23 protein-coding genes and 1 other RNA gene are annotated in these 22,704 nt (G+C 70.6%); 11 read left to right on the top strand and 13 right to left on the bottom strand.

From position 1 onward, the window contains the following. Positions 1–68: 68 nt before the first annotated feature. Positions 69–584 (bottom strand): hypothetical protein, encoded by a 516-nt coding sequence (locus IAI58_RS04330; protein ID WP_207446857.1) that lies wholly within the window; start codon positions 582–584, stop codon positions 69–71. 211 nt (positions 585–795) lie between these two features. Next, a complete protein-coding gene (locus IAI58_RS04325; protein ID WP_207446858.1) occupies positions 796–2,169 on the bottom strand; it encodes a glycosyltransferase family 4 protein in 1,374 nt (457 codons plus the stop codon). 161 nt (positions 2,170–2,330) lie between these two features. Here IAI58_RS04325 and IAI58_RS04320 point away from each other — a divergent pair, with 161 nt between their 5' ends. Then, a complete protein-coding gene (locus IAI58_RS04320; RefSeq protein ID WP_207446859.1) occupies positions 2,331–4,472 on the top strand; it encodes a glycosyltransferase family 4 protein in 2,142 nt (713 codons plus the stop codon). A 9-nt stretch (positions 4,473–4,481) separates the two neighbouring features. Here the strand turns inward: IAI58_RS04320 and nth are convergent, their stop codons facing one another. Beyond that, positions 4,482–5,129, bottom strand: a complete 648-nt coding sequence (nth, locus tag IAI58_RS04315; protein WP_207447056.1) for an endonuclease III — start codon at positions 5,127–5,129, stop codon at positions 4,482–4,484. Positions 5,130–5,372: 243 nt separating this feature from the next. On the opposite strand from nth, the gene IAI58_RS04310 reads away from it, so the two are divergent. After that, a complete protein-coding gene (locus tag IAI58_RS04310; protein WP_207446860.1) occupies positions 5,373–5,885 on the top strand; it encodes a DUF2244 domain-containing protein in 513 nt (170 codons plus the stop codon). 9 nt (positions 5,886–5,894) lie between these two features. Here IAI58_RS04310 and IAI58_RS04305 read toward each other — a convergent pair whose 3' ends face one another. After that, entirely contained in the window at positions 5,895–7,145 is a 1,251-nt protein-coding gene (locus tag IAI58_RS04305; protein WP_207446862.1) for a UbiH/UbiF/VisC/COQ6 family ubiquinone biosynthesis hydroxylase, read from the bottom strand. Between the two features lie 241 nt (positions 7,146–7,386). Between IAI58_RS04305 and IAI58_RS04300 the strand changes: the two genes are divergently transcribed. Beyond that, positions 7,387–7,725 (top strand): P-II family nitrogen regulator, encoded by a 339-nt coding sequence (locus tag IAI58_RS04300; RefSeq protein WP_207446864.1) that lies wholly within the window; start codon positions 7,387–7,389, stop codon positions 7,723–7,725. 38 nt (positions 7,726–7,763) lie between these two features. After that, on the top strand, positions 7,764–9,104 hold the full coding sequence (locus IAI58_RS04295) for an ammonium transporter (RefSeq protein WP_207446865.1): 1,341 nt from the start codon (positions 7,764–7,766) through the stop codon (positions 9,102–9,104). 86 nt (positions 9,105–9,190) lie between these two features. Here IAI58_RS04295 and recR read toward each other — a convergent pair whose 3' ends face one another. From recR to ffs, 4 genes are all read right to left on the bottom strand, one after another. Continuing rightward, positions 9,191–9,808, bottom strand: coding sequence for a recombination mediator RecR (gene recR / locus IAI58_RS04290; RefSeq protein WP_207446866.1), 618 nt, complete (start codon positions 9,806–9,808; stop codon positions 9,191–9,193). Positions 9,809–9,815: 7 nt separating this feature from the next. Next, entirely contained in the window at positions 9,816–10,160 is a 345-nt protein-coding gene (locus IAI58_RS04285; RefSeq protein WP_207446867.1) for a YbaB/EbfC family nucleoid-associated protein, read from the bottom strand. Then, positions 10,157–12,073, bottom strand: coding sequence for a DNA polymerase III subunit gamma/tau (locus tag IAI58_RS04280; protein ID WP_207446868.1), 1,917 nt, complete (start codon positions 12,071–12,073; stop codon positions 10,157–10,159). The genes IAI58_RS04285 and IAI58_RS04280 overlap by 4 nt, the downstream gene beginning before the upstream one ends. Before the next feature lie 74 nt (positions 12,074–12,147). After that, positions 12,148–12,245, bottom strand: an RNA gene (gene ffs / locus IAI58_RS04275) — signal recognition particle sRNA small type. 112 nt (positions 12,246–12,357) lie between these two features. Between ffs and nudC the strand changes: the two genes are divergently transcribed. Together nudC and IAI58_RS04265 are read left to right on the top strand one after the other, a co-directional pair. Further along, entirely contained in the window at positions 12,358–13,284 is a 927-nt protein-coding gene (gene nudC / locus IAI58_RS04270; RefSeq protein WP_207446869.1) for an NAD(+) diphosphatase, read from the top strand. 8 nt (positions 13,285–13,292) lie between these two features. After that, positions 13,293–13,574, top strand: coding sequence for a phosphoribosylamine--glycine ligase (locus IAI58_RS04265; RefSeq protein WP_237182380.1), 282 nt, complete (start codon positions 13,293–13,295; stop codon positions 13,572–13,574). 28 nt (positions 13,575–13,602) lie between these two features. Here the strand turns inward: IAI58_RS04265 and IAI58_RS04260 are convergent, their stop codons facing one another. The 4 genes from IAI58_RS04260 to IAI58_RS04245 form a co-directional block, all read right to left on the bottom strand. Then, a complete protein-coding gene (locus IAI58_RS04260) occupies positions 13,603–14,415 on the bottom strand; it encodes an EcsC family protein (protein WP_207446871.1) in 813 nt (270 codons plus the stop codon). 10 nt (positions 14,416–14,425) lie between these two features. Next, positions 14,426–15,748, bottom strand: coding sequence for an ATP-dependent protease ATPase subunit HslU (gene hslU / locus IAI58_RS04255; protein ID WP_207446872.1), 1,323 nt, complete (start codon positions 15,746–15,748; stop codon positions 14,426–14,428). A gap of 3 nt (positions 15,749–15,751) precedes the next feature. Beyond that, positions 15,752–16,309 carry an ATP-dependent protease subunit HslV gene (gene hslV / locus IAI58_RS04250; RefSeq protein ID WP_207446873.1) on the bottom strand — a complete coding sequence of 186 codons (558 nt, stop codon included), beginning with the start codon at positions 16,307–16,309 and terminating at the stop codon, positions 15,752–15,754. 111 nt (positions 16,310–16,420) lie between these two features. Continuing rightward, complete coding sequence (locus tag IAI58_RS04245; protein WP_207446875.1) at positions 16,421–18,019, bottom strand: bifunctional metallophosphatase/5'-nucleotidase; 1,599 nt, start codon at positions 18,017–18,019, stop codon at positions 16,421–16,423. 180 nt (positions 18,020–18,199) lie between these two features. Between IAI58_RS04245 and IAI58_RS04240 the strand changes: the two genes are divergently transcribed. The 3 genes from IAI58_RS04240 to IAI58_RS04230 are packed head-to-tail and all read left to right on the top strand — an operon-like array spanning position 18,200 to position 20,503. Continuing rightward, positions 18,200–19,111: a sulfite exporter TauE/SafE family protein gene (locus IAI58_RS04240; protein ID WP_207446877.1), complete on the top strand. Its 912-nt coding sequence runs from the start codon at positions 18,200–18,202 to the stop codon at positions 19,109–19,111. A 10-nt stretch (positions 19,112–19,121) separates the two neighbouring features. Next, positions 19,122–20,021, top strand: a complete 900-nt coding sequence (locus IAI58_RS04235) for a TIGR02186 family protein (protein ID WP_207446878.1) — start codon at positions 19,122–19,124, stop codon at positions 20,019–20,021. Further along, entirely contained in the window at positions 20,021–20,503 is a 483-nt protein-coding gene (locus tag IAI58_RS04230; RefSeq protein WP_207446879.1) for a universal stress protein, read from the top strand. Before IAI58_RS04235 ends, IAI58_RS04230 begins: the two co-directional genes overlap by 1 nt. A 127-nt stretch (positions 20,504–20,630) precedes the next feature. Here IAI58_RS04230 and IAI58_RS04225 read toward each other — a convergent pair whose 3' ends face one another. After that, positions 20,631–21,089, bottom strand: a complete 459-nt coding sequence (locus IAI58_RS04225; protein WP_207446880.1) for a hypothetical protein — start codon at positions 21,087–21,089, stop codon at positions 20,631–20,633. Between the two features lie 294 nt (positions 21,090–21,383). Between IAI58_RS04225 and IAI58_RS04220 the strand changes: the two genes are divergently transcribed. Next, positions 21,384–21,950, top strand: a complete 567-nt coding sequence (locus tag IAI58_RS04220) for a NifU family protein (protein WP_207446881.1) — start codon at positions 21,384–21,386, stop codon at positions 21,948–21,950. A 131-nt stretch (positions 21,951–22,081) separates the two neighbouring features. After that, the gene (locus tag IAI58_RS04215) at positions 22,082–22,672 is read left to right on the top strand and encodes a malonic semialdehyde reductase (protein ID WP_207446882.1); all 591 of its coding nucleotides are present in this window, start codon (positions 22,082–22,084) and stop codon (positions 22,670–22,672) included. Positions 22,673–22,704 lie beyond the last annotated feature (32 nt).

Genomic DNA, 22,704 nt, shown 5'->3' with positions numbered 1-22,704 from the left:
GCAGTGAAGATGTTCTGGGGTTCATATAGGCGCCTAACCTGCCCCCCGCAAGCAGAACGACAAGAAGCCTAGCCGAGCGCCCCCGGCAGGCGGGCCAGATGCGTCACCCGGCAGAGCCCGTGGCTGCGGGTCGAGAGCACGGCGCCGGAGAGGCGGTTGTCATGCACATGCGCCCGCCCGAAGCCGCGCAGCGTCAGCAGCAGGAAGTGCCCGGTGACGCGCACGAGGTAGAGGCCGGGCTCCAGCCCGCCGCGCCGGGCAAGGGTCAGCAGGGTCGGCCCCCGCGCGCCACGCTTCTCGACCGGCACCGGCTCGGCCGGAAGGCCCGCCAGGCGGAGGGCCGCCACCACGTCGCGCCAGTAGGCGGTGATGATATCGGGCTGGGCCAGGTAGCGCTCAGGCGCCACCTTGCGCAGCATCTGGCAGGCATCGGCATAGCCACAGCCCGCCGCCAGGGCGATGGCGGCGGGGCCGCACCAGCCAGGGCTCCCTCCCCGCTCACGGGTCAGGCGGTCGGCCGAGTCGGCGATGAGGATATCCCCCACCGCAGGCATGGCGATGCGCTGCCCGTCCTCTCGCTCCAAAGCCGCTCCCCCGTATCAACGCCAGGCACTGGCTCCCGCCTGGGAGCACTTGGCGCCCACGGTGTCGTGAAGGCAGGGGGAGCGTCAACGCCAGGATGGCCGGGGGCGGGAGTTCGGCCTTTCCTTGTTGTAATCATGCCACAGGCTGTGGCCCTAGCGCCACCGTGGCCGTTACGGGTAGTCGGATCGGTCTGTAAACATTTCCGACAATCTATTCAGCCGCTTGCCGCAGCGGCGCGGCGGCGGTGCTTGCCTCCGGCTCCAGCGACACTCCCATGCGGCGATAGACATCGGACAGGCGGCGCTCATACTGCTCGGCGCTGAACAGCGCCGCGCGGCGCGGGCCGGCATGCTCCAGCCAGGCCCGCAGCTCCGGGTCCTGGTCCAGGGCGCGAATCGCCTCCACCATCGCCCGGACGTCGTAGGGGTCGACGGTGATGGCGGCATCCCCCACCACCTCGGGCAGGGACGAGGTATTCGAGGTCATCACCGGCGTGCCGAGCTTCATCGCCTCCAGAGCCGGCAGGCCGAAGCCTTCATAGAGCGAGGGGAAGAGACAGGCCTTGGCGCCGCGGATCAGCGAGACCAGCAGGCGGAAGGGCGCATAGTCCAGCAGGATGATCTTGCGCTTCACGCGCAGGATCGACCCCTCCTGCACCTGGTAGCGGATATGGTCGTCGAAGAGCAGCTTCAGCTCCTCCGCGCTCTTCCAGGCCTGCTTGCCGACGATCACCAGCGGCAGGTCGGAGCCGGAGGAGAGGAAGGCCTCGATCATCCGGCCCACATTCTTCTTCGGCTCGATGGCGCCGAAGAACATGAAGTAGCCCTTCCAATCCAGGCCGAAGCTGCCCTTGATCTCGTCGAATGCCTCGTTGATGGGCTTCTCGGCGAATTTCTTCGGGATTTCGACGGACTGGTAGGTATTCGTCACCTTCTCCGGGTCCGCGCCCAGCAGGTTGATGATGTCGCGCCGTGAGGCCTCGCTGACCGTGATGATGTGGTCGGCCTTCTGGGCGATCAGCTTGTTGAGGCGGAAATAGCGGCGCTTGTTGTCCAGCGTCGTATAGGGCAGCCGCAGCGGCACGAGGTCATGCAGCGTGTAGATGTTCTTCGCGCCCGGCACCCGCATCGCCAGCGGATAGGTCCAGTGCATCACCTGCGGCGGGCGGGGCATGCGTACCGTCAGCCGCGTGCGGTAATGGCGGAAATGGTTATGGGCGACGGTGAAGCCGTTCTCGACATTCCAGAGGTGATCGAAATGCGGCATCCGGTTCTCGAAGGTATTTGCCACCACCTTGCCGGTGATGGGCACGCCCGTCGCGTATTCGCCGAAGGGCGAGAGCAGGGTGCGCCGTGCCGAGCGCATCCAGCGCAGCAGCGAGGAAGCCTCGCCCACCCGGTTGTCGAAGAAGGCGATCTCGCGGATCAGCTCGTTGCGGCTGGGGCTGGCGCGGGTGCCGTAGAGCACGCCCACCTCCGCACCCAGCGAGCCGAGCCGGAAGCTGAGGTTGCGGGCATAGGTGGCGACGCCGGTACCCTGGTCGAGCGCGAGATTGTGGCCATCGATATAGATGCGGGGGCGCATGGACCAAAGACCCTGACTGGTTGCGGCACGGGGCGGCGCGGCCCCGCCAGGACCTGGCGGGCCGGAGCCCGGCGAAGGGTAGACCCTTGCCGCGGCCGCGACCATGGGTTGCGTTGTCCGGCGCGAGGGGGGATGACGCAAAGGTCATGATGCCGGACACCATGGTAGCGCAAGCAAGCAGCGAGGCCGCACGCCTGCGGCAACAGGCGGACCGGCTGCGGGAGGCACGCGACTGGCGGGCCGCCGCCGAGGCCTATGGCGCCCTGTCGCGCCTCCTGCCGGACGATGTTCCCACCCTGCTGCGGCAGGCGCAGTGCCTGCTGGGCGCCGGCGCCCTGGCCGATGCCCTGGACCTCTATCACGCCGCTGCCGCGCTGCGGCCGCGCGATGCCGCACTGGCGCGGCAGATCGGCCATGCCGCGCTGCTGCTGGGCCGTGGGGCGCAGGCCGAGGCCGCGCTGGCCCACGCCGTCGCCCTGGCGCCAGGAGATGAGGAGATCTGGCAGGCCTGGCTGGCCGCCCTGCCCTGTGCCGCCGGGCCACCGCCGGCCGCGGGGGTGGTGCTGGACCTGAGCGACCTCGCCACCTGGATTCGCAAGGGGCGGCGTGCGCCCTCCGGCATCCAGCGCGTGCAGCTCGAGATCGCCTCCGCCGCCCTGGCGCGGCCAGAGCCACCGGTGCTCTGCGCCATGCCGGCGGCGGGCGGCGGCTGGCGGCGCTGGCCCGCCGCGCTGTTCCACCGCATCGACCACCTGATGCGCGCGGATGCCGACCCGGTCGACCCCTCCTGGCGCGACGCCACCGCCCTGCTGGCGGATGCGCTGGAGGAGAAGCCGCTGGATTTCGCCCAGGGCGCCGTGCTGGTCCCGCTGGGCGGCAGCTGGGAGCCGGCCGATCACCTCGCCTGCCTGCGGCAGGCACGGGCCAGGTGGGGGTTGCGCCAGGTGCCGCTGCTGCATGACTGCGCGCCGCTGGTGGTGCCGGAGCATTGCACCGCCGCCACCGCGCGGGGCTATGCCCGCTGGTTCTCCAGCCTCGCCCTGCATGCCGATGGGCTGCTGACCGTCTCCCGCGCCACGCGGGAGGAGTTCCGCCGCTGGCATGCCGCCCTGCTGCCCGAACTGCCCATACCGGCCCAGGCGGTCGTACGGCTGGATGCCACGCCGCGCCCGCCGCCCGCCGGCGCGGCAGTCTCCGGCCTGCCGCGCGCACTGCGCCATGGCCGTCCCTATGTGCTCTTCGTCGCCACGCTGGAGGGGCGGAAGAACCACCTGATGGTCTTCCAGGCCTGGCTGACCCTGCTGCGGAAGCTGGGCCCGGCGGCGGTGCCGGACCTCGTCTGCGTCGGCCGTCCGGGCTGGCGGGCGGAGGCGGCGCTGGAACTGCTGGAGAATGCGGCGGAACTGCGGGGGCGGGTGCATCTGCTGCGGAACATCGGCGATCCGCTGCTGGCGGCGCTGTACCGGGGCTGCCTCTTCACCCTCTATAACAGCCATCATGAAGGCTGGGGCCTGCCGGTGACGGAAAGCCTGGCCGCCGGCCGGCCGGTGCTGGCCCCCGCCCATTCCGCGCTGCTGGAAGCCGGCCGGGATGGCGCCATCTTCTTCGAAAGCGGCTCGGAGCCCGACCTGGTGGCGAAGCTGGAGGCGCTGATCACCGATCCCGCCGCCCGCGCCGCCGCCGAGGCCGCCATCGCCGCCGCCCCGCCCCGCCCGGGCTGGGACGCCGTGGCCGGCGAGGTGCTGGGCGAGGCGGCGCGGCTGGCCCGGGAGGCCGCCCCCCTGCCCCCGCTGCCGATCCGCGCCGGAGAGAGGCTGCCGGTCCGCCTGCTGGAGACCGGCCGCCCCGAAGCCGCCATGGCGGTGGCCGAGGCGGCCCGCGCCGGCCAGGCCTGGCACCCGCTGGAGGAATGGGGCGTCTGGACCCGCCCCGGCTCCGCCCTGCTGCGGCTGCCGCTGCCCCCTGCGCTGCACGGCCCGCTGCGGCTGGAGCTGGAGCTGCGCGCCCCCGCCCGGGACCAGGTGGTGGCGCTGCGCTGCCGCCGTGGGGAAGCCGCCTTCGGTGCCGTGACCGAGATGGTGCTGCCCGCGGGCGGCCAGCAAGCCGCCGCCCTGGAGGTGCCGGCCGGGGAAGGCGCGGTGGAGGTCGTCCTGGAATCCGCCAGCACCGCCACCCTGCCGGACGGCCGCCGTATCGGCGTCGGGCTGCTCGCCCTCTCCGTCGCGCGGGCTGATTCGGTAGCGGACCGGCTGGCGGTGCTGGAAGCCCGCCACTTCCGCATCCCGCGTCCGGTGAGGGCCTGAGCCGGCGCCTCAGCGCGGCGGCGGCACCCGCACCTTGTCGCGGTAGTTGCAGAGCGCGATGGCCACGCAGCGCCAGCATTCCGGCATCCGCGCCTTGCAGACATAGCGCCCGTGCAGGATCAGCCAGTGATGCGCGTCCCGCAGCAGATCGGGCGGCACGCGCCTCATCAGGCCGTCCTCCACCTCCCGCGGTGTCTTGCCCGGCGCCAGCCCGGTACGGTTGCCCAGGCGGAAGATATGCGTGTCCACCGCCATCGCCTCCTCGCCGAAGGCCACGTTCAGCACGACATTGGCGGTCTTGCGCCCCACCCCCGGCAGCGCCTCCAGCGCCGCGCGGTCGGCCGGCACCTCGCCGCCATGCCGCTCCAGCAGCAGGCGCGACAGGGCGACCACGTTCTTCGCCTTGCCCTTCCAGAGGCCGATGCTGCGGATGTGCCGCCCCACCCCCTCTTCCCCCAGCGCCACCATGGCCTCCGGCGTATCCGCTTCCTGGAACAGGGTGGCGGTGGCCTTGTTGACGGAGACATCGGTGGCCTGGGCCGAGAGCGCCACGGCCACCAGCAGCGTATAGGGACTGGTATAGTGCAGTTCCGTCTCCGGCTCCGGATTGGCGGCGGCCAGGGCGCGGATGAAGTCGCCGGCCTGCTGCAGGCTCATGATCCGCGCCCGCCGTGGCGTTTGGGCGGAGCCGTGCTGCGGCCTAGCGGGGCCCTTCTTGCGAGGCGGCGGCCCGATCTCCGCCACGGCCTCGGGCGAGGCATCCGGCGCCAGGGCGGGGTCGGCGGGGGTGGCGGCGCGGCGGCGCGCGATGGTCCTGGGGGCGCGGGTCATGATCACCTGAGAGCTAGATGCCGCGGAAAGCGGTGCAGAGATGGCCCCGCCAGCCTATGGTGTCGCGCGATGCCGGCAAACCCCGTCCTGCCCCGGCCCGAGCCCGTGCTCTTCGAGGCCGTCAGCACCCCCGCGCACAGCTTCCACCGCGGGCTTTTCCTGCTTCTGGCCGGAATCACCCTCTGCTGGAGCCTGCTGGGCGGCATCGTCTTCACGCTGCTGGGCGCCTGGCCGGTCTTTGGCTTCCTGGGCCTGGAATCGGCCCTCGCGCTCGGCCTGGTCATGCTGCACCACCGACGCTCCGGCCGGGCGCATGAGATGATCCGGCTGGCCGATGGGAAGGTGACCGTGCGCCGCACCGATTCGCGCGGGCAGCGGATGGAAGCCGCCATGGATGCCTACTGGGCCCGGGTGGAGCTGACCGAGCGCCAGGGCCTGGCCCTGGTGCGGCGCGGCCATCGCATCCCCATCGGCACCTATCTCTCGGAGCCCGAGAAGGAAGACCTGGCCGGCGCCCTGCGCGAGGCTCTGGCGGCCTATCGGCGGCCGGTTTTCGACAATCCCCAGCTGCGGGAAAGCTAGGGCCGCAGCCTACCGCAGCGACACCAGCCCGCGCCCATCCAGCAACCCGCCCGTGGCGCTGCCGAAGCCCATGGCGCGGCGGGCGAAGGCGCGTTTCAGGGCGGGCATGCGCTGCACGGCCGCCAGCCCCAGCCGGCGCGCCAGCCGCACGGGCGGCAGGCTGTTGCCGAAGAGGCGTTCCAGCGCATGGGTGGCGCCCAGCATCAGCAGCGCATCGGGCCGGCGGGCGGCCTGGTAGCGCGCCAGCAGCCCGGCACCGCCGGGGTCCTGGTTGGCGGCGACGGCCTCCACCACCAGCTCGGCCAGGGCCGCCACGTCGCGGAAGCCCAGGTTCAGCCCCTGGCCGGCGATGGGGTGGATGCCATGGGCGGCATCGCCCACCAGGGCCAGCCGGGTATCGGCGTAACGCGTGGCATGCAGGGCGGCCAGCGGATAGGACCAGCGGCGGCCGATGGGGGTGACGCGGCCGAGATGCCCGCCCATGCGGCGTTCGATCTCCCGGCCATAGGCCTCGTCCGGCAGGGCCAGGAAGCGTTCCGCCAGATGCCGCTTCTCCGTCCAGACGATGGCGGAGACATGCGGATACTCCTCCGTCGCCGCCATCGGCAGCTGGGCGAAGGGGCCGTGTGGCAGGAACTTCTCCAGCGCCACCTCGTCATGCGGCAGCTCATGCGCGATGGCGCCGACGATGCCCATCTGGTGGTAGTCGAAGCGCGTGGCGCCGATCCCGGCCTGCCGGCGCAGCGGGCTGTTGCGCCCCTCGGCGCCGACGACGAGGCGCGCGCGGAACTCTGGCCCGGTGGAGAGGCGGATGGTGGCGCCAGCCTCGTCCCGCAGCACCTCGGCGCGGGCGGGGGCATGGAGCTGCAGATGCGCCAGCTCGGCCAGGCGGGCATTGAGGGCCACGCGCAGCCAGCGGGCCTCGACCATCCAGCCGAAGGGCTCGTCGCCGGTCTCGGCGGAGTCGAAATCCAGGCCCAGCGGGCTGGCCGGCTCGCCCGGCGCGCCATCCAGCACGCGGATGCGGCGGATGGGCCCGGGGATGGACGGCAGGTGCTGCCAGACTCCCGCGGCTTCCAGCAGGTTGCGGCTGGTGGCGGCGATGGCATAGGCGCGGCCATCGAAGGCCGGATGCTCCATGGGCGGCAGCGGCGCGGCATCCACCACCGCGACGCTCACCCCCGCGCTGGCGAGGGTGGCGGCCAGGGTGGCCCCCACCGGCCCGGCACCGACGATGCAGACCTCGATCTCTTCACTCATGCCCGCATTCTGCCCTGTCCTCCCTGGCGGCGCGAGGGCCTGTCCGCTAACGAACCGATTTCTGCACAAATTTTATGCAAACTGCCTCGTTTCCCCTGATGAGACGCCGGGCGGGCAGCGCCCCTCCCCACCGCAACCGCTGGCGATCACGGCCAAGTGGGCCGGGACGCTCACGCACACGCTTGTGGCATGGCTTTCGCATGAAGGAGGCCGAGCCAAGCGGATAAGGGGGCCGCAGCGCATGAAGCTGGTCATGGCGATCATCAAGCCGTTCAAGCTGGACGAGGTGCGCGAGGCGCTCACCCCGCTCGGCGTGCAAGGGCTGACGGTGACTGAGGTCAAGGGTTTCGGACGGCAAAAAGGCCAGACCGAGATCTACCGCGGCGCGGAATACCACGTCTCCTTCCTCCCCAAGCTGAAGATCGAGGTGGCCGTGCCATCCGACATGGTGGACGCCGTGGTGGAAGCCATCGCGAATACCGCCCGCACCGGCAAGATCGGTGACGGGAAGGTCTTCGTGCTGGACGTGGAGCGCGCCCTGCGTATCCGCACCGGCGAGACCGACGACGCGGCGCTTTGAAGCCCAACCACAACCCGATGACAACGGAACCGAAGCCGATGCGTACGGCCATGGCGAAGGCTCGTGCCTTCGCCGCCTTCCTTCCCGCCCTGCTGCTGACCGGCCCTGCCCTGGCGCAGGATGCCCCGACCGTGAGTGCCGGCGACACCGCCTGGATGCTCACCAGCACCGCCCTGGTGCTGATGATGACCATCCCCGGCCTGGCGCTGTTCTATGCCGGCATGGTGCGCAAGAAGAACATCCTTGCCACCCTGATGCAGTCCTTCTTCCTCGCCGGGCTGCTGACGCTGGTCTGGATGGTCGCCGGCTACAGCCTGGCCTTCGGTGAGGGCGGTGCCTATATCGGCGACCTCTCCAGGGTCTTCCTCTCCGGCATCGCGGAGAACTGGGACCAGCCCTTCACCCTGGGCAGCGGCGACGCGGCGGTGGCCTTCACCATCCCCGAATCCGTCTTCGTCATGTTCCAGATGACCTTCTTCATCATCACGCCCGCGCTCGCCGTCGGCGCCTGGGCTGACCGCATCAAGTTCTCGGCCCTGGTGGCCTTCGCGGTGCTGTGGTCACTGCTGGTCTACGCGCCCGTCGCGCACTGGGTCTGGCACCCGAACGGCTGGATCTTCGGCCTGGGCGCGCTGGATTTCGCCGGCGGCACCGTGGTGCATATCAATGCCGGCGTGGCGGGCCTGGTAGGCGCCATCATGCTGGGCAAGCGCACCGGCTTCGGCACCGAGAACATGTCCCCCTACAACCTGGCCTTCGCCGTGATCGGCGCCAGCCTGCTGTGGATCGGCTGGTTCGGCTTCAACGCGGGCTCCGCGGGTGGCGCCGGCGGCCGCGCGGGCATGGCCATGCTGGTGACGCAGATCGCCGCCGGTGCCGCCGTGCTGAGCTGGACCGTCATCGAGTGGATCCTGAAGGGCAAGCCCTCCGTGCTCGGCGCCATCTCCGGCGCGGTGGCGGGGCTGGTCGCCATCACCCCGGCCGCCGGCTTCGTGCTGCCGGGCTCGGCGCTGGTCATCGGCCTCGCGGCGGGCCTCGCCGGCTTCTGGGGCGCCACGGCCCTGAAGCACTGGTGCGGCTATGACGACAGCCTGGACGCCTTCGGCGTGCATGGCGTCTGCGGTATCGTCGGCGCGCTGCTGACCGGCATCTTCGCCTATGGCCCGCTCTCCGGCACAGACGCGGACCCCGCAGGCATCAGCGGCAGCTTCAGCCAGTTCCTGCTGCAGTTCTATGCGGTCGCCGCCACCTTCGTCTTCACCGCCATCGCCACCTTCATCCTGCTGAAGATCATCGACCTGGTCATCGGCCTGCGCGTGAGCGAGGAAGAGGAGCGCGAGGGCCTGGACGTCTCGCTGCACGGCGAGCGCCTGGGCTGATCCCGCCCATCCTTCCGGGACAGACGGAAAACGCCGGGGAGGATCCCTCCCCGGCGTTTTTCTTTGCCCGCGCCGCCTCTTTTGGCTCAGGCTGGGCGGCGGGCCTTCAGGGCAGCCGCCAGGGTGCCGTCATCCATCACATCCAGCGCCCCGCCCATGGGCACGCCCTGGGCCAGCCGGGTGACGATGACGCCCGAGGGCCGCAGCCGGTCATGCAGGTAATGCGCGGTGGTGGCGCCATCGACGGTCACGGGCAGCGCCAGGATCACCTCCCGCACCCCGCCATCCGCCACGCGGGCCAGCAGCGAATCCAGCCGCAGATCCTCCGGCCCCACGCCGGAGAGGGCGGAGAGCACGCCGCCCAGCACATGATAGAGGCCGCGATGCACCCGGGCGCGCTCCAGCGCCCAGAGATCGGCCACCCCCTCCACCACGCAGAGCACCTCATGGTCCCGCGCGGGATCGGTGCAGATGCGGCAGGGGTCGGTGGTGTCGAGGTTGCCGCAGAGGCGGCAGGGGCGCACGGCCTCGGCCGTGCTGCGCATGGCATCGGCCAGCGGCAGCATCAGCCCGGCCGGGTCGCGCAGCAGGCGCAGCGCGGCCCTGCGGGCGCTTCGGCGCCCCATGCCCGGGAGTTTGGCGAGAAGGGCAATCAGCCGCTCCACCTGATCGGTGGCGTTGCCCCCCGATTCAGGTGGGATCATGCGCCGCTCAGAAAGGCAGCTTGAAGCCGCCCGGCAGGCCGCCACCCATGCCCGGGATATTCAGGCCGGCGGTGGCCTTCTGCATTTCCTCGGCCATCATCGCCTCCACCTTCGTCCGGGCATCGGCATGGGCGGCGACGATCAGGTCCTCCAGCACCTCCTTCTCCTCGGCGTCCACCAGGGAAGGATCGATGGTGAGCTTCTTCATGTCGCCCTTGCCGGAGAGGGTGAGCTTCACCATCCCCGCACCGGCCGAGCCTTCGACCAGTGTGGCTTCCAGCCGGGCCTGCATCTCCTGCATCTTGGCCTGCATCTGCTGGGCCTGCTTCATCATGCCGGCAAGGTTCTTCATGGGCTCTCCAGATCGTCGAGTTCGACGGATTCAGCGTCAGGCGGGGCGAATTCCTGCCCCATCTCGTCCTCCATATCGGAGGTCACTTCAGGCAGGTCCAGGGCCGGCAGGCCATAATCATCCAGGCTCTCGTCCCGCACCTGCTCCACCCTGGCGCCGGGGAAGGCCAGCAGGATGGCCTGCACCATCGGATGCGCCTGGGCCACGGCCAGCCGCTCGCCGGCGGCGTGGCGGCTCTGCTCCGCCAGCGTCGGCTCGCCGGGCGCGTTGGAGAGGGTGATGGTCCAGCGGTTGCCCGTGGCCTCCTGCAGGAAGGCTGAGAGCTGGCCGGCCAGGTCGCGCGGCGCCTCGGGCGTCGGGCGCAGCTCCAGCCGGCCGGGGGCGAAGCTGACGAGGTGCACGCTGTGCAGCAGATGCGCGTGCAGCATGGGCGCGCGGCCGGAGGCGAGCGCCACCAGTTCGCGGAAGGCGCGGGGCTGCGGCAGGGGCGCGGGCGCCTCGGCCACCATCATGGGGGCGCCATTGGCCACGGCGCGCACGCCGCCGCCGCTTCCGCCGCCGCCCTGGGGCGGCATGGCGGGCGCGGCCTGTGGCAGGCTGGCGCCGCCCTCGGTCAGGCGGCGCACCAGGTCGCCGGGGGTGGGCATCTCGGCCAGATGCGCCAGGCGGATCAGCACCATCTCGGCCGCCGCGCGGCGGTCGGGCGCCTCGGCCACCTCGGAAATGCCCTTCAGCAGCACCTGCCAGGCGCGGCCCAGCACGGGGATGGAAAGCTTCTCCGCCAGCGCCACGCCACGCACGCGCTCGGCCTCTGGCAGCGAGGGATCCTGGCGCAGCGCCGGCACGGCGCGCAGGCGCGTCAGGGTATGCGTCAGCTCCAGCAGGTCGGCCAGGATGACACCGGGGTCGGCGCCGCGCTCATGCCCATGGTCCATGGTGGCCAGCACCGCCGGGACATCGCCGCGGAAGACGCCTTCCAGCAGGTCCAGCAGCAGGCTGCGGTCGGCCAGACCCAGCATGTCCCGCACCATCTCCGCCTGCACGCCGCCCTCGGCGCCAGCGGCCTGGGCCATGGCCTGGTCCAGCAGCGAGAGTCCGTCGCGCACCGAGCCGTCGGCGGCCCGGGCGATCATGGCGATCGCCTCCTCCTCCGCCGGCACCCGCTCCTGTTCCGCGATGCGGGCGAAATGGGCGCGCAGCACCTCCTGCGGCACGCGGCGCAGGTCGAAGCGCTGGCAGCGGGAGAGGATGGTGGCCGGGACCTTGCGGATCTCGGTGGTCGCGAAGAGGAATTTGACCTGCGGCGGCGGCTCTTCCAGCGTCTTCAGCAGCGCGTTGAAGGCCGCCGTCGAGAGCATGTGCACTTCGTCGAGGATATAGACCTTGAAGCGCGCGCGGGCCGGGCGGTAGCGCACGGCCTCCCGCAGCTCGCGGATATTGTCCACGCCGTTGTTGGAGGCGGCGTCCAGCTCCAGCACATCCGGGTGGCGGTCGGCCAGGATGGCCTGGCATTCCGGGCAGACGCCGCAGGGATCGGCGGTGGGGCCGCCATGGCCGTCAGGCCCCACGCAGTTCAGCGCGCGGGCGATGATGCGGGCGGTGGTGGTCTTGCCCACTCCGCGCACGCCCGTGAGCATGAAGGCATGCGCCACGCGGTTCTGCGCGAAGGCGTTCCTCAGGGTGCGGACCAGGGCTTCCTGGCCGATCAGGTCGGCGAAGGTCTGGGGCCGGTATTTGCGGGCCAGCACGCGGTATGGGGTATTCGGCGCTTCGGCCGGGACGGGCGCGGCGGCGGGGGCCTCTTCCCCGAACAGCCCGGGCCCCTCGGGCGCCGGCGGCGGCGCATCGCCGAACAGGCCGGGGCCATCCGGCGGGGGCGGCGCATCGTCGTCAGGCAGGAGGTCGCTGGGCATGGCGCGCGGCTGGGTCCGAAGTCAGGCCGCGACGGGCCAGGGATGCCGCCAATTCAGGCTATGGCGTGCGGAAGGTGGAAGGCCGATGGATCGACCCAGGCGAGAACTCGTTACGGCTGCTTCCTTCCGGACCTGACCGGGTTGGCGAGACGCCCGTCCGCCACCAACCTTCCGGTGGCAGGATATCATGCGCCCGGGGGGGCAGGGCAAGGGGGTGCCTGCCATGCTTCGCCGTTTCCCTGCCCGGTTGCCCCGCCCGCGGCCGCGTGGCAGGGTCGGGGCGCATGCTGTCCTTTCCCGCTTCCCGACCCAATGTCTACACCGGCAGCCCGATCGACCGCGTCTCCGGTCAGCGGGACGACGAGGCTTTCGTAGCCCGTGCCATGGCCTCCCCCGATGCGCTCTTCATCCCGGTCTGGCGCGGCCAGAGCCTGATGAAGGGCCTGGCCGAGGGCGCCCCCGAGGCCGTGCTGCTGAGCGCCCCGGCCGTCGAGGCGGTCCGCATGGCCGGCGGCCCCTGGGCCCTGCTGGGGCTCTGGGAGGGGCGGCCGGTCTTCGCCGTCGACTGCTCCTCGGCCGAGGACCCGCTGCCGCTGCTGCCCGAGGGCTTCGGCGGCTTCGCGGAGCTGCGCAGCGTGGCGGGGCTGCTGCCTGCCGGCGAGGCCAGCATGCTGGCCCATGCGCGCGGGCTGCTGCACTGGCGCATCCGCCATCGCTTCTGTGGCGTCTGCGGCGGGGAATGCGCGCCGCGCAGCGCCGGCAACGCCATGGCCTGCACGCAATGCGGCACCCAGCACTTTCCCCGCACCGACCCGGCCGTGATCATGCTGGTGGTGCGGGACGACAAGGCGCTGCTGGGCCATTCCACCCGCTTCCCCAATACCACCATGTATTCGACCCTGGCCGGCTTCGTGGAACCGGGCGAGAGCCTGGAGGAAGCCGTGCGACGGGAGGTGATGGAGGAGACGGGCATCCAGGTCGGGCGGGCCTGGTACCATTCCTCCCAGCCCTGGCCCTTCCCCTCCAGCATCATGCTGGGCTTCCATGCCGAGGGGCTGTCGGAGCAGATCACCATCGACCCCGCGGAGCTGCGGGACGCCCGGTGGTTCAGCCGGAACGAGCTGCGGAACCCGGAGGCGGGCGGCTTCAGCCTGCCGCGGCCGGATTCCATCGCCCGGCGATTGATCGAGGACTGGCTGGGAGCGGCATGATGCGCGGAATGTTCTGGATGCTCCTGGCCCTGCTGCCCGCCGCCTGCGCCACCGCCCCGGCGGCGCCCGAACGGCGGCCGGAAACCCCCGTCGAATCCGCCTGCCGCGCCGAGGCGCAGCGCGACCCTGCCGTCCTCGCGGTGCAGCGCCAGAGCAATCCCGGGAACTGGGTGAACGAGCAGCGCATCGGGCACGAGATGCGCGTGGCAGAACTGCGCGCCTTCCGCGACTGCATGCGCCGCAACGGCGCGCCCCTGCGCGGCGGGGTCGAGGCCGTGCGGCCGCTCTGAACAGGAGCCTGCCCGGTCCGGGCGAGCCTCAGGCGGGTTCCGCCTTCAGCTCGACGACGGGCGGCGCCGGCCGCTGCCTGTCCCAGGCGATCCGCACAGCCGGGGCGCCGTATTCGCGCTCCAGCCGCCGCACCGCGAAATGGGCCCGGCCAAGGGCGCGGAAATGCTCCAGGAAGGCCAGGTTCACCGCCGCCCCGGCCGCGGCGCCGACCACCGGCGCCGCCTGGGCGCCGAGCTTCAGCATCAGCGGCCCGGTGAAACGCGCCGCCACCGCGCCGATGAAGCCCGGCAGCAGCGAGGCGCCCATGGTCGGCAGGAACTGCGCCAGCGCCAGCCGGGTGGCGAAATAGCCGGTTTCCGTGGCGTCATCGGCCTCGCCCGGACCGCCCAGCGCGAAGACCTTCAGGCATTCGGCGCCGGTCTCCAGGTTGGTGGGGTCCTCCCCCGCCGCCGCGGCCTCGGCGGCGATCTGCCGCAGCAGCAGGGTAGTGGAAACCGGCAGTTCCACCAGCGTGCCGGGCAGGCCGAAGGCACCGCCCACCGCGCCGCTGGCCGCCGCCATCCCCCGGTGCATCCAGGTGGTGGAGACGCCCGGCGGCGTCCAGCCCGGGGCGCTGCGCGTGGCGGCCGAGAGCGCCTGGGCGAGTGCCTTGCGCACCGCCGTATCCACCATGCCCTGGGCGAAGGAAGGCAGGCGCCGGCGCAGCGCCTCGATCGGCGTGCCCGCCATGGCGGCGAGGCGCGAGGCGAGCGAACTCTCCTCCAGAACCCGCCGCGCCGCGTCCAGTTCCGCCTGCGCGTCAGGGGGGAGAGGAAGCGGTGCGGGCAGGTTCTCGGTCATGCTGGTTCCCTTACAGGATGAAGCGGCTGAGGTCGGCGCTGGCGGCCAGCGGTGCCACCCTCTCCCGCACGTAACCCGCATCAACGGTCAGGTTTTCGCCGCGCTTGTCGCTGGCATTGAAGGAAATCTCCTCCAGCAGCTTCTCCAGCACGGTGGAGAGGCGGCGGGCGCCGATATTCTCCACCCGCGCATTGATGTCGGCAGCAAGGTCGGCCACCGCGTCGATGGCGTCATCCGTCAGGTCGAGCGTTACGCCCTCGGTGCCCAGCAGCGCCACGTATTGCTTGGCGAGGCTGTGCTCCGGTTCCGTCAGGATGCGGCGGAAGTCGTCGCGCGACAGCGCGGAGAGCTCCACGCGGATCGGCAGGCGGCCCTGCAGCTCCGGCATCAGGTCGGCGGGCTTGGCGATATGGAAGGCGCCGGAGGCGATGAAGAGGATGTGGTCCGTCTTCACCGGCCCATGCTTGGTGGTGACGGTGGTGCCCTCGATCAGCGGCAGCAGGTCGCGCTGCACGCCCTCGCGGGAGACGTCGCCGCCACGGAAGCCGTTCTCGCTGCGGGCGCAGACCTTGTCGATCTCGTCCACGAAGACGATGCCGTTGTTCTCGGCATTCGCCACCGCGTCGCGGGTCAGCTTCTCATTGTCCAGCAGCCGGTCGGCCTCGTCCCGGATCAGGGCTTGGCGCGCCTCGGCGATCTGCATCTTCCGCGGCCGGGCCTGGCGCCCGAACATCTTGCCCATCATCTCCTGGATATTGGCCATCTGGCCCGGCGGCATGCCCGGCATGTCCATCATGCCGATGGGCGTGCCGGAGGACTGCTCGGAGACCTGGACCTCGACCTCCTTGTCCTCCAGCTGGCCCTCGCGCAGCATGCGGCGGAACTTCATCCGGGTCTCGCCCGAAGCCCCCTCGCCCACCAGCGCGGTCACCAGCCGCTCCTCGGCCGCCAGTTCGGCCTTGGCCTGGACTTCCTTGCGCGCGGCTTCCCGCGTGCGGGTGATGGAGACCTCCACCAGGTCGCGGATGATGCTCTCCACGTCGCGGCCGACATAGCCGACCTCGGTGAACTTGGTGGCCTCCACCTTGATGAAGGGCGCGTCAGCCAACTTGGCCAGGCGGCGGGCGATCTCGGTCTTGCCGCAGCCGGTCGGGCCGATCATCAGGATGTTCTTCGGCACCACCTCGTCGCGCATGCCTTCCGGCAGCTGCTGACGGCGCCAGCGGTTGCGCAGCGCGATGGCGACGGCGCGCTTGGCGTCATGCTGGCCGACAATGAAGCGGTCGAGCTCCGAGACGATCTCGCGCGGAGACAGATTCACGGCATCAGTCATGGTTCAGAGGGTCTCCAGCACGGTGCGCCCGTTGGTGTAGACGCAGATATCGGCCGCGATCTTCATGGACTTGCGCGCGACATCCTCGGCCGTGAGGCCCTCAATATCGATCAGCGCCCGCGCCGCCGCCAGGGCGTAGTTGCCGCCGGAGCCGATGCCGATGATCTGGTCCTCGGGCTCCAGCACGTCGCCATTGCCGGTGATCAGCAGGGAGCGGTCCTTGTCCGCCACCGCCAGCAGCGCTTCCAGCCGGCGCAGGTAGCGGTCGGTGCGCCAGTCCTTGGCCAGTTCCACCGCCGCGCGCTCCAGCTGGTCCGGGAAGCGCTCCAGCTTGGCCTCCAGCCGTTCCAGGAGCGTGAAGGCGTCAGCGGTGGCGCCGGCGAAGCCGGTCAGCACCTTGCCGCCCGCGATGGTGCGGACCTTGCGGGCGTTGTTCTTCACCACGGTCTGGCCCATGGAGACCTGGCCGTCGCCGGCCATGGTCACCTGACCGTTCTTGCGGACGCACAGGATGGTCGTGCCGTGCCAGCCGAGGGGATCGTGAGAGGTCGTCGTATTCATGACGCCGAGATGGCGTCGGCCCGGCCTTCGCACAAGGACAGTTGGGCATGCGAAACCAGCCCCGGCGCCACAGGGCGGCCATCCGCGGGCCTCATGGGTCGCGCGGGCCCGTCATGAGGGCCTGAGGCGCCCGTCCACCGCCACTGCCAGGCCGGGCCGGTCCGCCAGGTAGCCGGCCAGCATGTCCTCCAGCGCGGGGCCGTTGTCATAGGCCTCCAGCGCCTGGTCGCGCAGCTCGGCATATCCGTCGCCACCCTGGCGCAGGAAGTTGCTGGTGACGACCCGGTAGGCGCGATCGGGGTCCAGCGGCACGAAGCGGCCGTCCTGCTGGACCTCCACCTCCCGCACCCGCTGCCCGACGGGCGCGGCCGGGTCGAAGCGCAGGCGCAGCCCCGCCACCTGCGGGAAGCGTCCGCCATTCCTGCCCAGCAGCGACAGCCCGTTCTCCAGCGCCGCGCGCAGGGCACCGCCGCGGATGGTCAGGGTGGCCAGGGTGCTGGAGAAGGGCAGCAGCCCCAGCACATCGCCCCAGGTGACGGTGCCGCCCGGCAGGTTGGCGCGTAGCCCGCCGCCATTGGTGAGCGCGATCTCGGCCTGCGGCTCGGCGGCGAGCATGGCATCGGCCAGCAGGTTGCCGAGGGCGCATTCCCCATCCCGGCAGCCCGCGTTGGTCAAGGGCTGCGCCAGGCTGCCGATGGGGCGGGCGCGCCATTCCGCCAGCGGCGCGGCATGGCGGGCGACGATCTCCGCCACCTGCGGGTCGGGCTCCAGCTCCGGTGTGATCTCGCGCACCGCGCCGGCATGGGCGGCGATGCGGCCTCCGGCGGCCAGGTCCAGGTCCAGCCGGCCCAGCCAGCGGCCATGGCAGCCGGATTGCAGGATCCGCACGTCGCGGTCCCGCCCCCCGACCATGGTGGGATGCGGCCCGGCGGCGCCGGCCAGGCCATCGGCCAGAAGGCTATGGCTATGCCCGCCGGCGATCAGGTCGATCCCCGCCACCGAGGCGGCCAGCCTGCGGTCCGCCTCCAGCCCGAGATGGGAGAGGATGATGATGGTGATCGGCCCCTGCGCCCGCAGTTCCGCGATGGCGCGCTCCGCCGCCTCGGCGGCATTGGTGAAACGCAGCGTCGGGCCGGGGGAGGAGCCCTGGGGCGTGGTTTCCGTGGTCAGGCCGATGATGCCGATGCGCGCGCCGCCCTTGTTCAGCACCACATGCGGGCGGATGCGCCCGGCCAGCAGCGGCTCCCGGCTGGTGTCCAGGTTGGCGGAGAGCAGCGGGAAGGGCACGGCCGCCGCGTAGCCGGCCAGCACCGCCGGGCCATGGTCGAATTCATGATTGCCCAGCGCCATCACCTCGGTGCCGGTGGCGCGCTGCACGGCGGCTTCCGTCATGCCCTTATGCGCCGTGTAGAAGAGGCTGCCCATAAACTGGTCGCCCGCATCCAGTTGCAGCACCGTCCGCCCGGCGGCGGCGGCGTCGCGCCGCCCCAGGGACAGCGCCGTGGCCAGCCGCGCGCTGCCGCCCAGGCAGGGGCGGTCGGCGCGGCAGGCGGCGGCGCCGGCATCCACGCCCTCATGCTTCGAATGGAAGTCGTTGAGGTGCAGCAGGGCCAGGCGGGCGGAAGGCTCGGCCGCTGCGGGGCGCAGCGCCGGCAAGGGCAGCGCGGCGGAGAGGCCGGTGGCGAGCAGGGCGCGGCGCGTGGCGTTCATGGTGGCATTTCCATAACGGTGCCAGGAAATCGACACGGCGGCACCGGACGCACTGCCTTTAACCCAAGACTTGCCGTATTTCGATTGTCCCCTGCGCGACGGTGCGCAGGGATCTTGCGTGAACCTTCCAGCGGGTCCGATTCCCGCTTTCCTCGGCCCGAACTGCGACTGGAATGCGCGATGCAGGTCTACCTGCCCATCGCTGAGATGTCGGTGGATGCTTTTGTCTTGCTCGGGATCGGCTTCGGCGTTGGCTGGCTCTCCGGAATGTTCGGCGTGGGCGGCGGCTTCCTGCTCACGCCCCTGCTGATTCTGATCGGCATCCCCTCCCCCGTCGCGGTCGCCTCGGGCGCCAACCAGACGCTCGGCGCCTCGGTCTCCGGCCTCATCGCGCAGTGGCGGCGGGGGAATGTGGATCTGCGGATGGGCGGCGTGCTGCTGGCGGGCGGCTTCGCCGGCTCCTTCCTCGGCGTGCAGGTCTTCGCCTGGCTGCGGCGGCAGGGGCAGGTCGACCTCGCGGTCGCCATCTTCTACGTGGTCGTGCTGGGCAGCGTCGGCGCGCTGATGGTGCGGGAGAGCCTGCGCGCCATCCTGCACCGGCGCCAGGGCAAGCCTTCACGCCGGCTGCACACGCATTTCTGGATGCACGGCCTGCCCTTCAAGATGCGCTTCCGCAAGTCGCGCCTCTATATCTCCGTCATCCCGCCGCTGCTGGTGGGCTTCGGCATCGGCATCCTCTCCGCCATCATGGGCGTGGGCGGCGGCTTCATGCTGGTGCCGGCGATGATCTACCTGCTGGGCATGCCGACCTCGGTGGTGATCGGCACCTCGCTCTTCCAGGTGCTCTTCGTCGCCGCGAATGTGACGCTGCTGCAGGCCATCGCCACCGGCAGCGTCGATATCGTGCTGACGCTGCTGCTGCTGATCGGCGGCGTGGCCGGCGCGCAGTTCGGCGCCGCCATGGGCACCCGGCTGCGCGGCGAGGAAACCCGCGCCCTGCTCGGCCTGCTGGTGCTCTCCGTCGCGGGCAGCCTGCTCTGGGGGCTGCTGCGCCGGCCGGACAGCCTCTTCACCATCGGCCCGCTGGTATGAGGCGCGTGCCGTGAGACAGGCCGCCCGCGCCCTGATGCTGGCGCTGCCGCTGGCTCTGCCCGGGCTGCCCGCGCTGGCGCAAGCGCTGCCGCCTGCGCCGCCGGGCGGCGAGGCACCGCTGCCGCCGCCGCCCGCGCTGCCGCCCGTCCCCCCGGTACCGCCGCCTACGCCCTCTGGCCTGGCGCCTTCCGCCGATCCCATGACCCGCATCGCCCGCCCGGCACTGGTGGCGGAGCTGTCTCAGCGGACGGTCGAGATCACCACTGGCTTCACCGGCACCCAGCTGCTGGTCTTCGGCGCCACCGACCGGCTGCTGGGCCCGCAGCCCGATGGCTCGCCGGGGGATGATGTGCTGGTGATCGCACAGAACGCGCCGGAGCCGATGATCGTCCGCCGCAAGATCCAGGTGCTCGGCCTCTGGATCAACGGTCCCTCCGCCCGCTTCCGCAGTGTGCCCGGCTTCTATGCCGTCACCGGCACCCGTCCGCTGCGGGAGATGCTGTCCTTGCAGGAACGGGCAACCAAGCACCTCGGCCTGGACCAGCTGCCGCTGCAATCCACCGGCGTCCAGGACGCCGATTATCGGGAGGCGCTGCTGCGGCTGAAGCAGGATTCCCGCCAGTGGCAGGAGCAGGAGACGCCGATGCATATCGCTGGCTCCCGCCTCTTTCGCGCCCGGCTGGACCTGCCGGCCACCGTGCAGACCGGGGATTATCAGGTGCAGGTACTGCTGATCCGCGAGGGCCGCGTGGTGGCGCGGCAGGAACTGGGCTTCGAGGTGGACCGGGTGGGCGTCGCCGCGCGAATTGCTGATGTCGCGGAGGAGCAGCCGCTGGTGTATGGCTTGCTCTGCATCCTGCTGGCCGCCTTCGCCGGCTGGATGGGCAGCGTCTTGTTCCGGAGGAGTTGATGCCCGAGGCCACGCGACGCGACCGTGTCTTCCTGGTGGTGGTGGATGACAGCCCAGAGCGCCACATCGCCCTGCGCTATGCCTGCCTGCGCGTGCGTGCCAGTGGCGGCCGCGTCGCCCTGCTGCGGGTGGTGGAGCCACCGGAGATGACCGAATGGGCCGGTGTCGGCGCCCTGCTGGAGGAAGAGCGGCGCGAGGAAGCGGAGAAGCTGCTCTCCGGCCTCGCCGCCGAGGTGCAGGAGATCACCGGCGGCATGCCGATCCTGCTGATCCGTGAGGGCGATCCGCGCGACGAATTGCTGGCGCTGCTGGAGGAGGACCCGCGCATCTCCATCCTGGTGCTGGCGGCCTCCGCCAGCGGCAGCGCGCCGGGGCCGCTGATCACGGCGCTGACCGGCCGCTACGGCGCCCGGCTGCGGGTGCCCATGACCATCATCCCCGCCGGGCTGGGCGAGGAGGATATGCAGCGGGTGACGCTCTAGGCCCGGGTGGGACCGTGCCGGGAGGTCCGGCCACAGGCACGAAAGCTTCGGCGGCCGGCGCTTGACGCGCCCGCACCGCCGATTTCGTCATCCTGCCCTGACGGTTTAGCCAGGGCCTCGCTAAGGCTCAGCGGAACGGAATGAGCGGCTGCGAGCCGACATTCACGCCACGCTCGGCATCGCTTTCGCTCATGCGATTCAGGTTGGACGTCGTGTCTGGCTGGTTGGTCAGGGCGTTTTGCCCCTGCTGCGCACGACGAAGGCTCTCCTCATTGAGGCGTGCCGTCATGTCGTTGTCCCAGCCGGGGGAGTTCGGATTCTGCAAGTTCCTGTTACGCCGGCTTCTCTGCTGTACATACTCGATGTCTGAGGGGCCTTGGGATGAAATACCCGGAACGCTTTGAGCGGCTTGCGCCGCAGGTGTACCAAAGGCAAGTCCAGCTGCCATAAAGGTCAGGCCAGACATCAGAATTCGAAGCCGCATCTTAGATGCTCCTTCTTGCGCATACGGCCTGATAAGGTTCGCGCGCCTCAATGGTTTCCGCATAGGAATTAATTTAATCTGCGGCGCGATATATTTGCTCACAAAATATTAACTTCAACTTGGGTCTATATTTTCAAGAAAGTAAGTATTGGGTTGCGGAACATGACTGCCCGCGAGCCGTACTTGTTCGGCGCACCCGACGAGAAGGGCCCGGCAGCGGGCCGCGCAATGAGGGAGGCGGCAAGGCCTCCTTCCGCCTCCACCACCCGCCGCCGGATCGAGCGGCCGTCCGCGACCCAGCCTCCGGGTGCCCGCATGGCCTTTCCGGTTGCAACCTGGGCCGTGATCAACCACATGGCACATGAAATCCGACTTCTGCGCATGGGACTGGAAAGAATGTTCATCGAGACGGAAGCCACGCCCAATCCCGCCACCCTGAAATTCCTGCCGGGCCAGGACGTGATGGGCGACCGCGGCACCGCCGACTTCACCAGCCCCGAGGCCGCTACCCGCAGCCCGCTGGCCCAGGCGCTGTTCGAGCTGGAGGGTGTCGCCCGCGTGTTCCTGGGTGCCGATTTCATCACGGTCACCAAGACCGAGGCGGCCGACTGGCAGGGCCTGCGCCCGGTGGTGCTGGGCACCATCATGGAACATGCCATGGCCGGCCGCCCGGTGATGCTGGGCGAGGACAGTGAGGCCGAGGATATCGAGGACACGGACCCCGCCGATGCGGAGGTGGTGGCCCAGATCAAGGAGCTGCTGGATACCCGTGTGCGCCCGGCGGTGGCCGGCGATGGCGGCGATATCGTCTTCCGCGGCTTCCGCGACGGCGTGGTGAAGCTGCGGATGCAGGGCGCCTGCTCGGGCTGCCCCTCCTCCCGTGCCACGCTGAAGCACGGCGTGGAGAACATGCTGCGCCATTACGTGCCCGAGGTGGTGGCGGTGGAGCAGGTGGAGGCCTGACCTCCACACCCATGGCGCCGGCGATCCCGGCGCCATGGATTTCGGGAATGATGCCGATCAGCCCGGCTGATTGGCTTCCCCGGCATTCAGCCTTATCCCTACCGTGACGTATATTGGGATGAGGCACTTGGATGTCTGAGACGATCGATAGCACCGCGCTGGACCAGCTGTTCCTTTCCGCCCGCAGCATGAACAAGTGGCAGGACAGGCCTGTCGCGGATGCCAAGCTGCATGAGCTTTACGACCTGCTGAAGATGGGCCCCACCAGCGCCAATGCGAGCGCCGGGCGCTTCCTCTTCATCCGCTCGCAGGAAGCCAAGGAGAAGCTGCGCCCCGCCCTCTCCTCCGGCAACCTGGAGAAAACCATGACGGCGCCGGTCACGGTGGTCGTGGCGCATGATACCGCCTTCTACGACAAGCTGCCCTTCCTCTTCCCGCATGCCGATGCGAAGTCCTGGTTCACCAGCAGCCCGGCCTTCGCCGAGCAGACGGCCTTCCGGAACGGCACGCTGCAGGGCGCCTATCTGATCCTGGCGGCGCGCGCCGTGGGCCTGGATGCCGGTCCGATGAGCGGCTTTGACAATGCCAAAGTGGATGCCGCCTTCTTCGAGGGTACGACCTGGAAGTCCAATTTCCTGGTCAATCTCGGCTATGGCGACCCTTCCGGCACCTTCGAACGCCTGCCGCGCCTGCCCTTCGATGAGGCCGCCCGGATCGTCTGAGCCGTTCCGGGTCCAGACAAATCCATACAGAA

It is taken from the genome of Roseomonas marmotae (assembly GCF_017654485.1).
Classification (GTDB): domain Bacteria; phylum Pseudomonadota; class Alphaproteobacteria; order Acetobacterales; family Acetobacteraceae; genus Pseudoroseomonas; species Pseudoroseomonas marmotae.
Note: the sequence above shows the minus strand (reverse complement) of the source record. Positions and strands in the feature narration are given on the sequence as shown.

Coding starts and splice junctions, on each gene's coding strand:
- IAI58_RS04305 (WP_207446862.1), bottom strand. CDS start 7,145: ATGAGTGAAGAGATCGAGGTCTGCATCGTCGGTGCCGGGCCGGTGGGG.
- IAI58_RS04285 (WP_207446867.1), bottom strand. CDS start 10,160: ATGAAGAACCTTGCCGGCATGATGAAGCAGGCCCAGCAGATGCAGGCC.
- IAI58_RS04295 (WP_207446865.1), top strand. CDS start 7,764: ATGCGTACGGCCATGGCGAAGGCTCGTGCCTTCGCCGCCTTCCTTCCC.
- IAI58_RS04260 (WP_207446871.1), bottom strand. CDS start 14,415: ATGACCGAGAACCTGCCCGCACCGCTTCCTCTCCCCCCTGACGCGCAG.
- IAI58_RS04220 (WP_207446881.1), top strand. CDS start 21,384: ATGTTCATCGAGACGGAAGCCACGCCCAATCCCGCCACCCTGAAATTC.
- hslU (WP_207446872.1), bottom strand. CDS start 15,748: ATGACTGATGCCGTGAATCTGTCTCCGCGCGAGATCGTCTCGGAGCTC.
- nth (WP_207447056.1), bottom strand. CDS start 5,129: ATGAGCCTGCAGCAGGCCGGCGACTTCATCCGCGCCCTGGCCGCCGCC.
- IAI58_RS04325 (WP_207446858.1), bottom strand. CDS start 2,169: ATGCGCCCCCGCATCTATATCGATGGCCACAATCTCGCGCTCGACCAG.
- nudC (WP_207446869.1), top strand. CDS start 12,358: ATGCTGTCCTTTCCCGCTTCCCGACCCAATGTCTACACCGGCAGCCCG.
- hslV (WP_207446873.1), bottom strand. CDS start 16,309: ATGAATACGACGACCTCTCACGATCCCCTCGGCTGGCACGGCACGACC.
- IAI58_RS04310 (WP_207446860.1), top strand. CDS start 5,373: ATGCCGGCAAACCCCGTCCTGCCCCGGCCCGAGCCCGTGCTCTTCGAG.
- IAI58_RS04230 (WP_207446879.1), top strand. CDS start 20,021: ATGCCCGAGGCCACGCGACGCGACCGTGTCTTCCTGGTGGTGGTGGAT.
- IAI58_RS04215 (WP_207446882.1), top strand. CDS start 22,082: ATGTCTGAGACGATCGATAGCACCGCGCTGGACCAGCTGTTCCTTTCC.
- IAI58_RS04265 (WP_237182380.1), top strand. CDS start 13,293: ATGTTCTGGATGCTCCTGGCCCTGCTGCCCGCCGCCTGCGCCACCGCC.
- IAI58_RS04320 (WP_207446859.1), top strand. CDS start 2,331: ATGGTAGCGCAAGCAAGCAGCGAGGCCGCACGCCTGCGGCAACAGGCG.
- recR (WP_207446866.1), bottom strand. CDS start 9,808: ATGATCCCACCTGAATCGGGGGGCAACGCCACCGATCAGGTGGAGCGG.
- IAI58_RS04245 (WP_207446875.1), bottom strand. CDS start 18,019: ATGAACGCCACGCGCCGCGCCCTGCTCGCCACCGGCCTCTCCGCCGCG.
- IAI58_RS04240 (WP_207446877.1), top strand. CDS start 18,200: ATGCAGGTCTACCTGCCCATCGCTGAGATGTCGGTGGATGCTTTTGTC.
- IAI58_RS04300 (WP_207446864.1), top strand. CDS start 7,387: ATGAAGCTGGTCATGGCGATCATCAAGCCGTTCAAGCTGGACGAGGTG.
- IAI58_RS04280 (WP_207446868.1), bottom strand. CDS start 12,073: ATGCCCAGCGACCTCCTGCCTGACGACGATGCGCCGCCCCCGCCGGAT.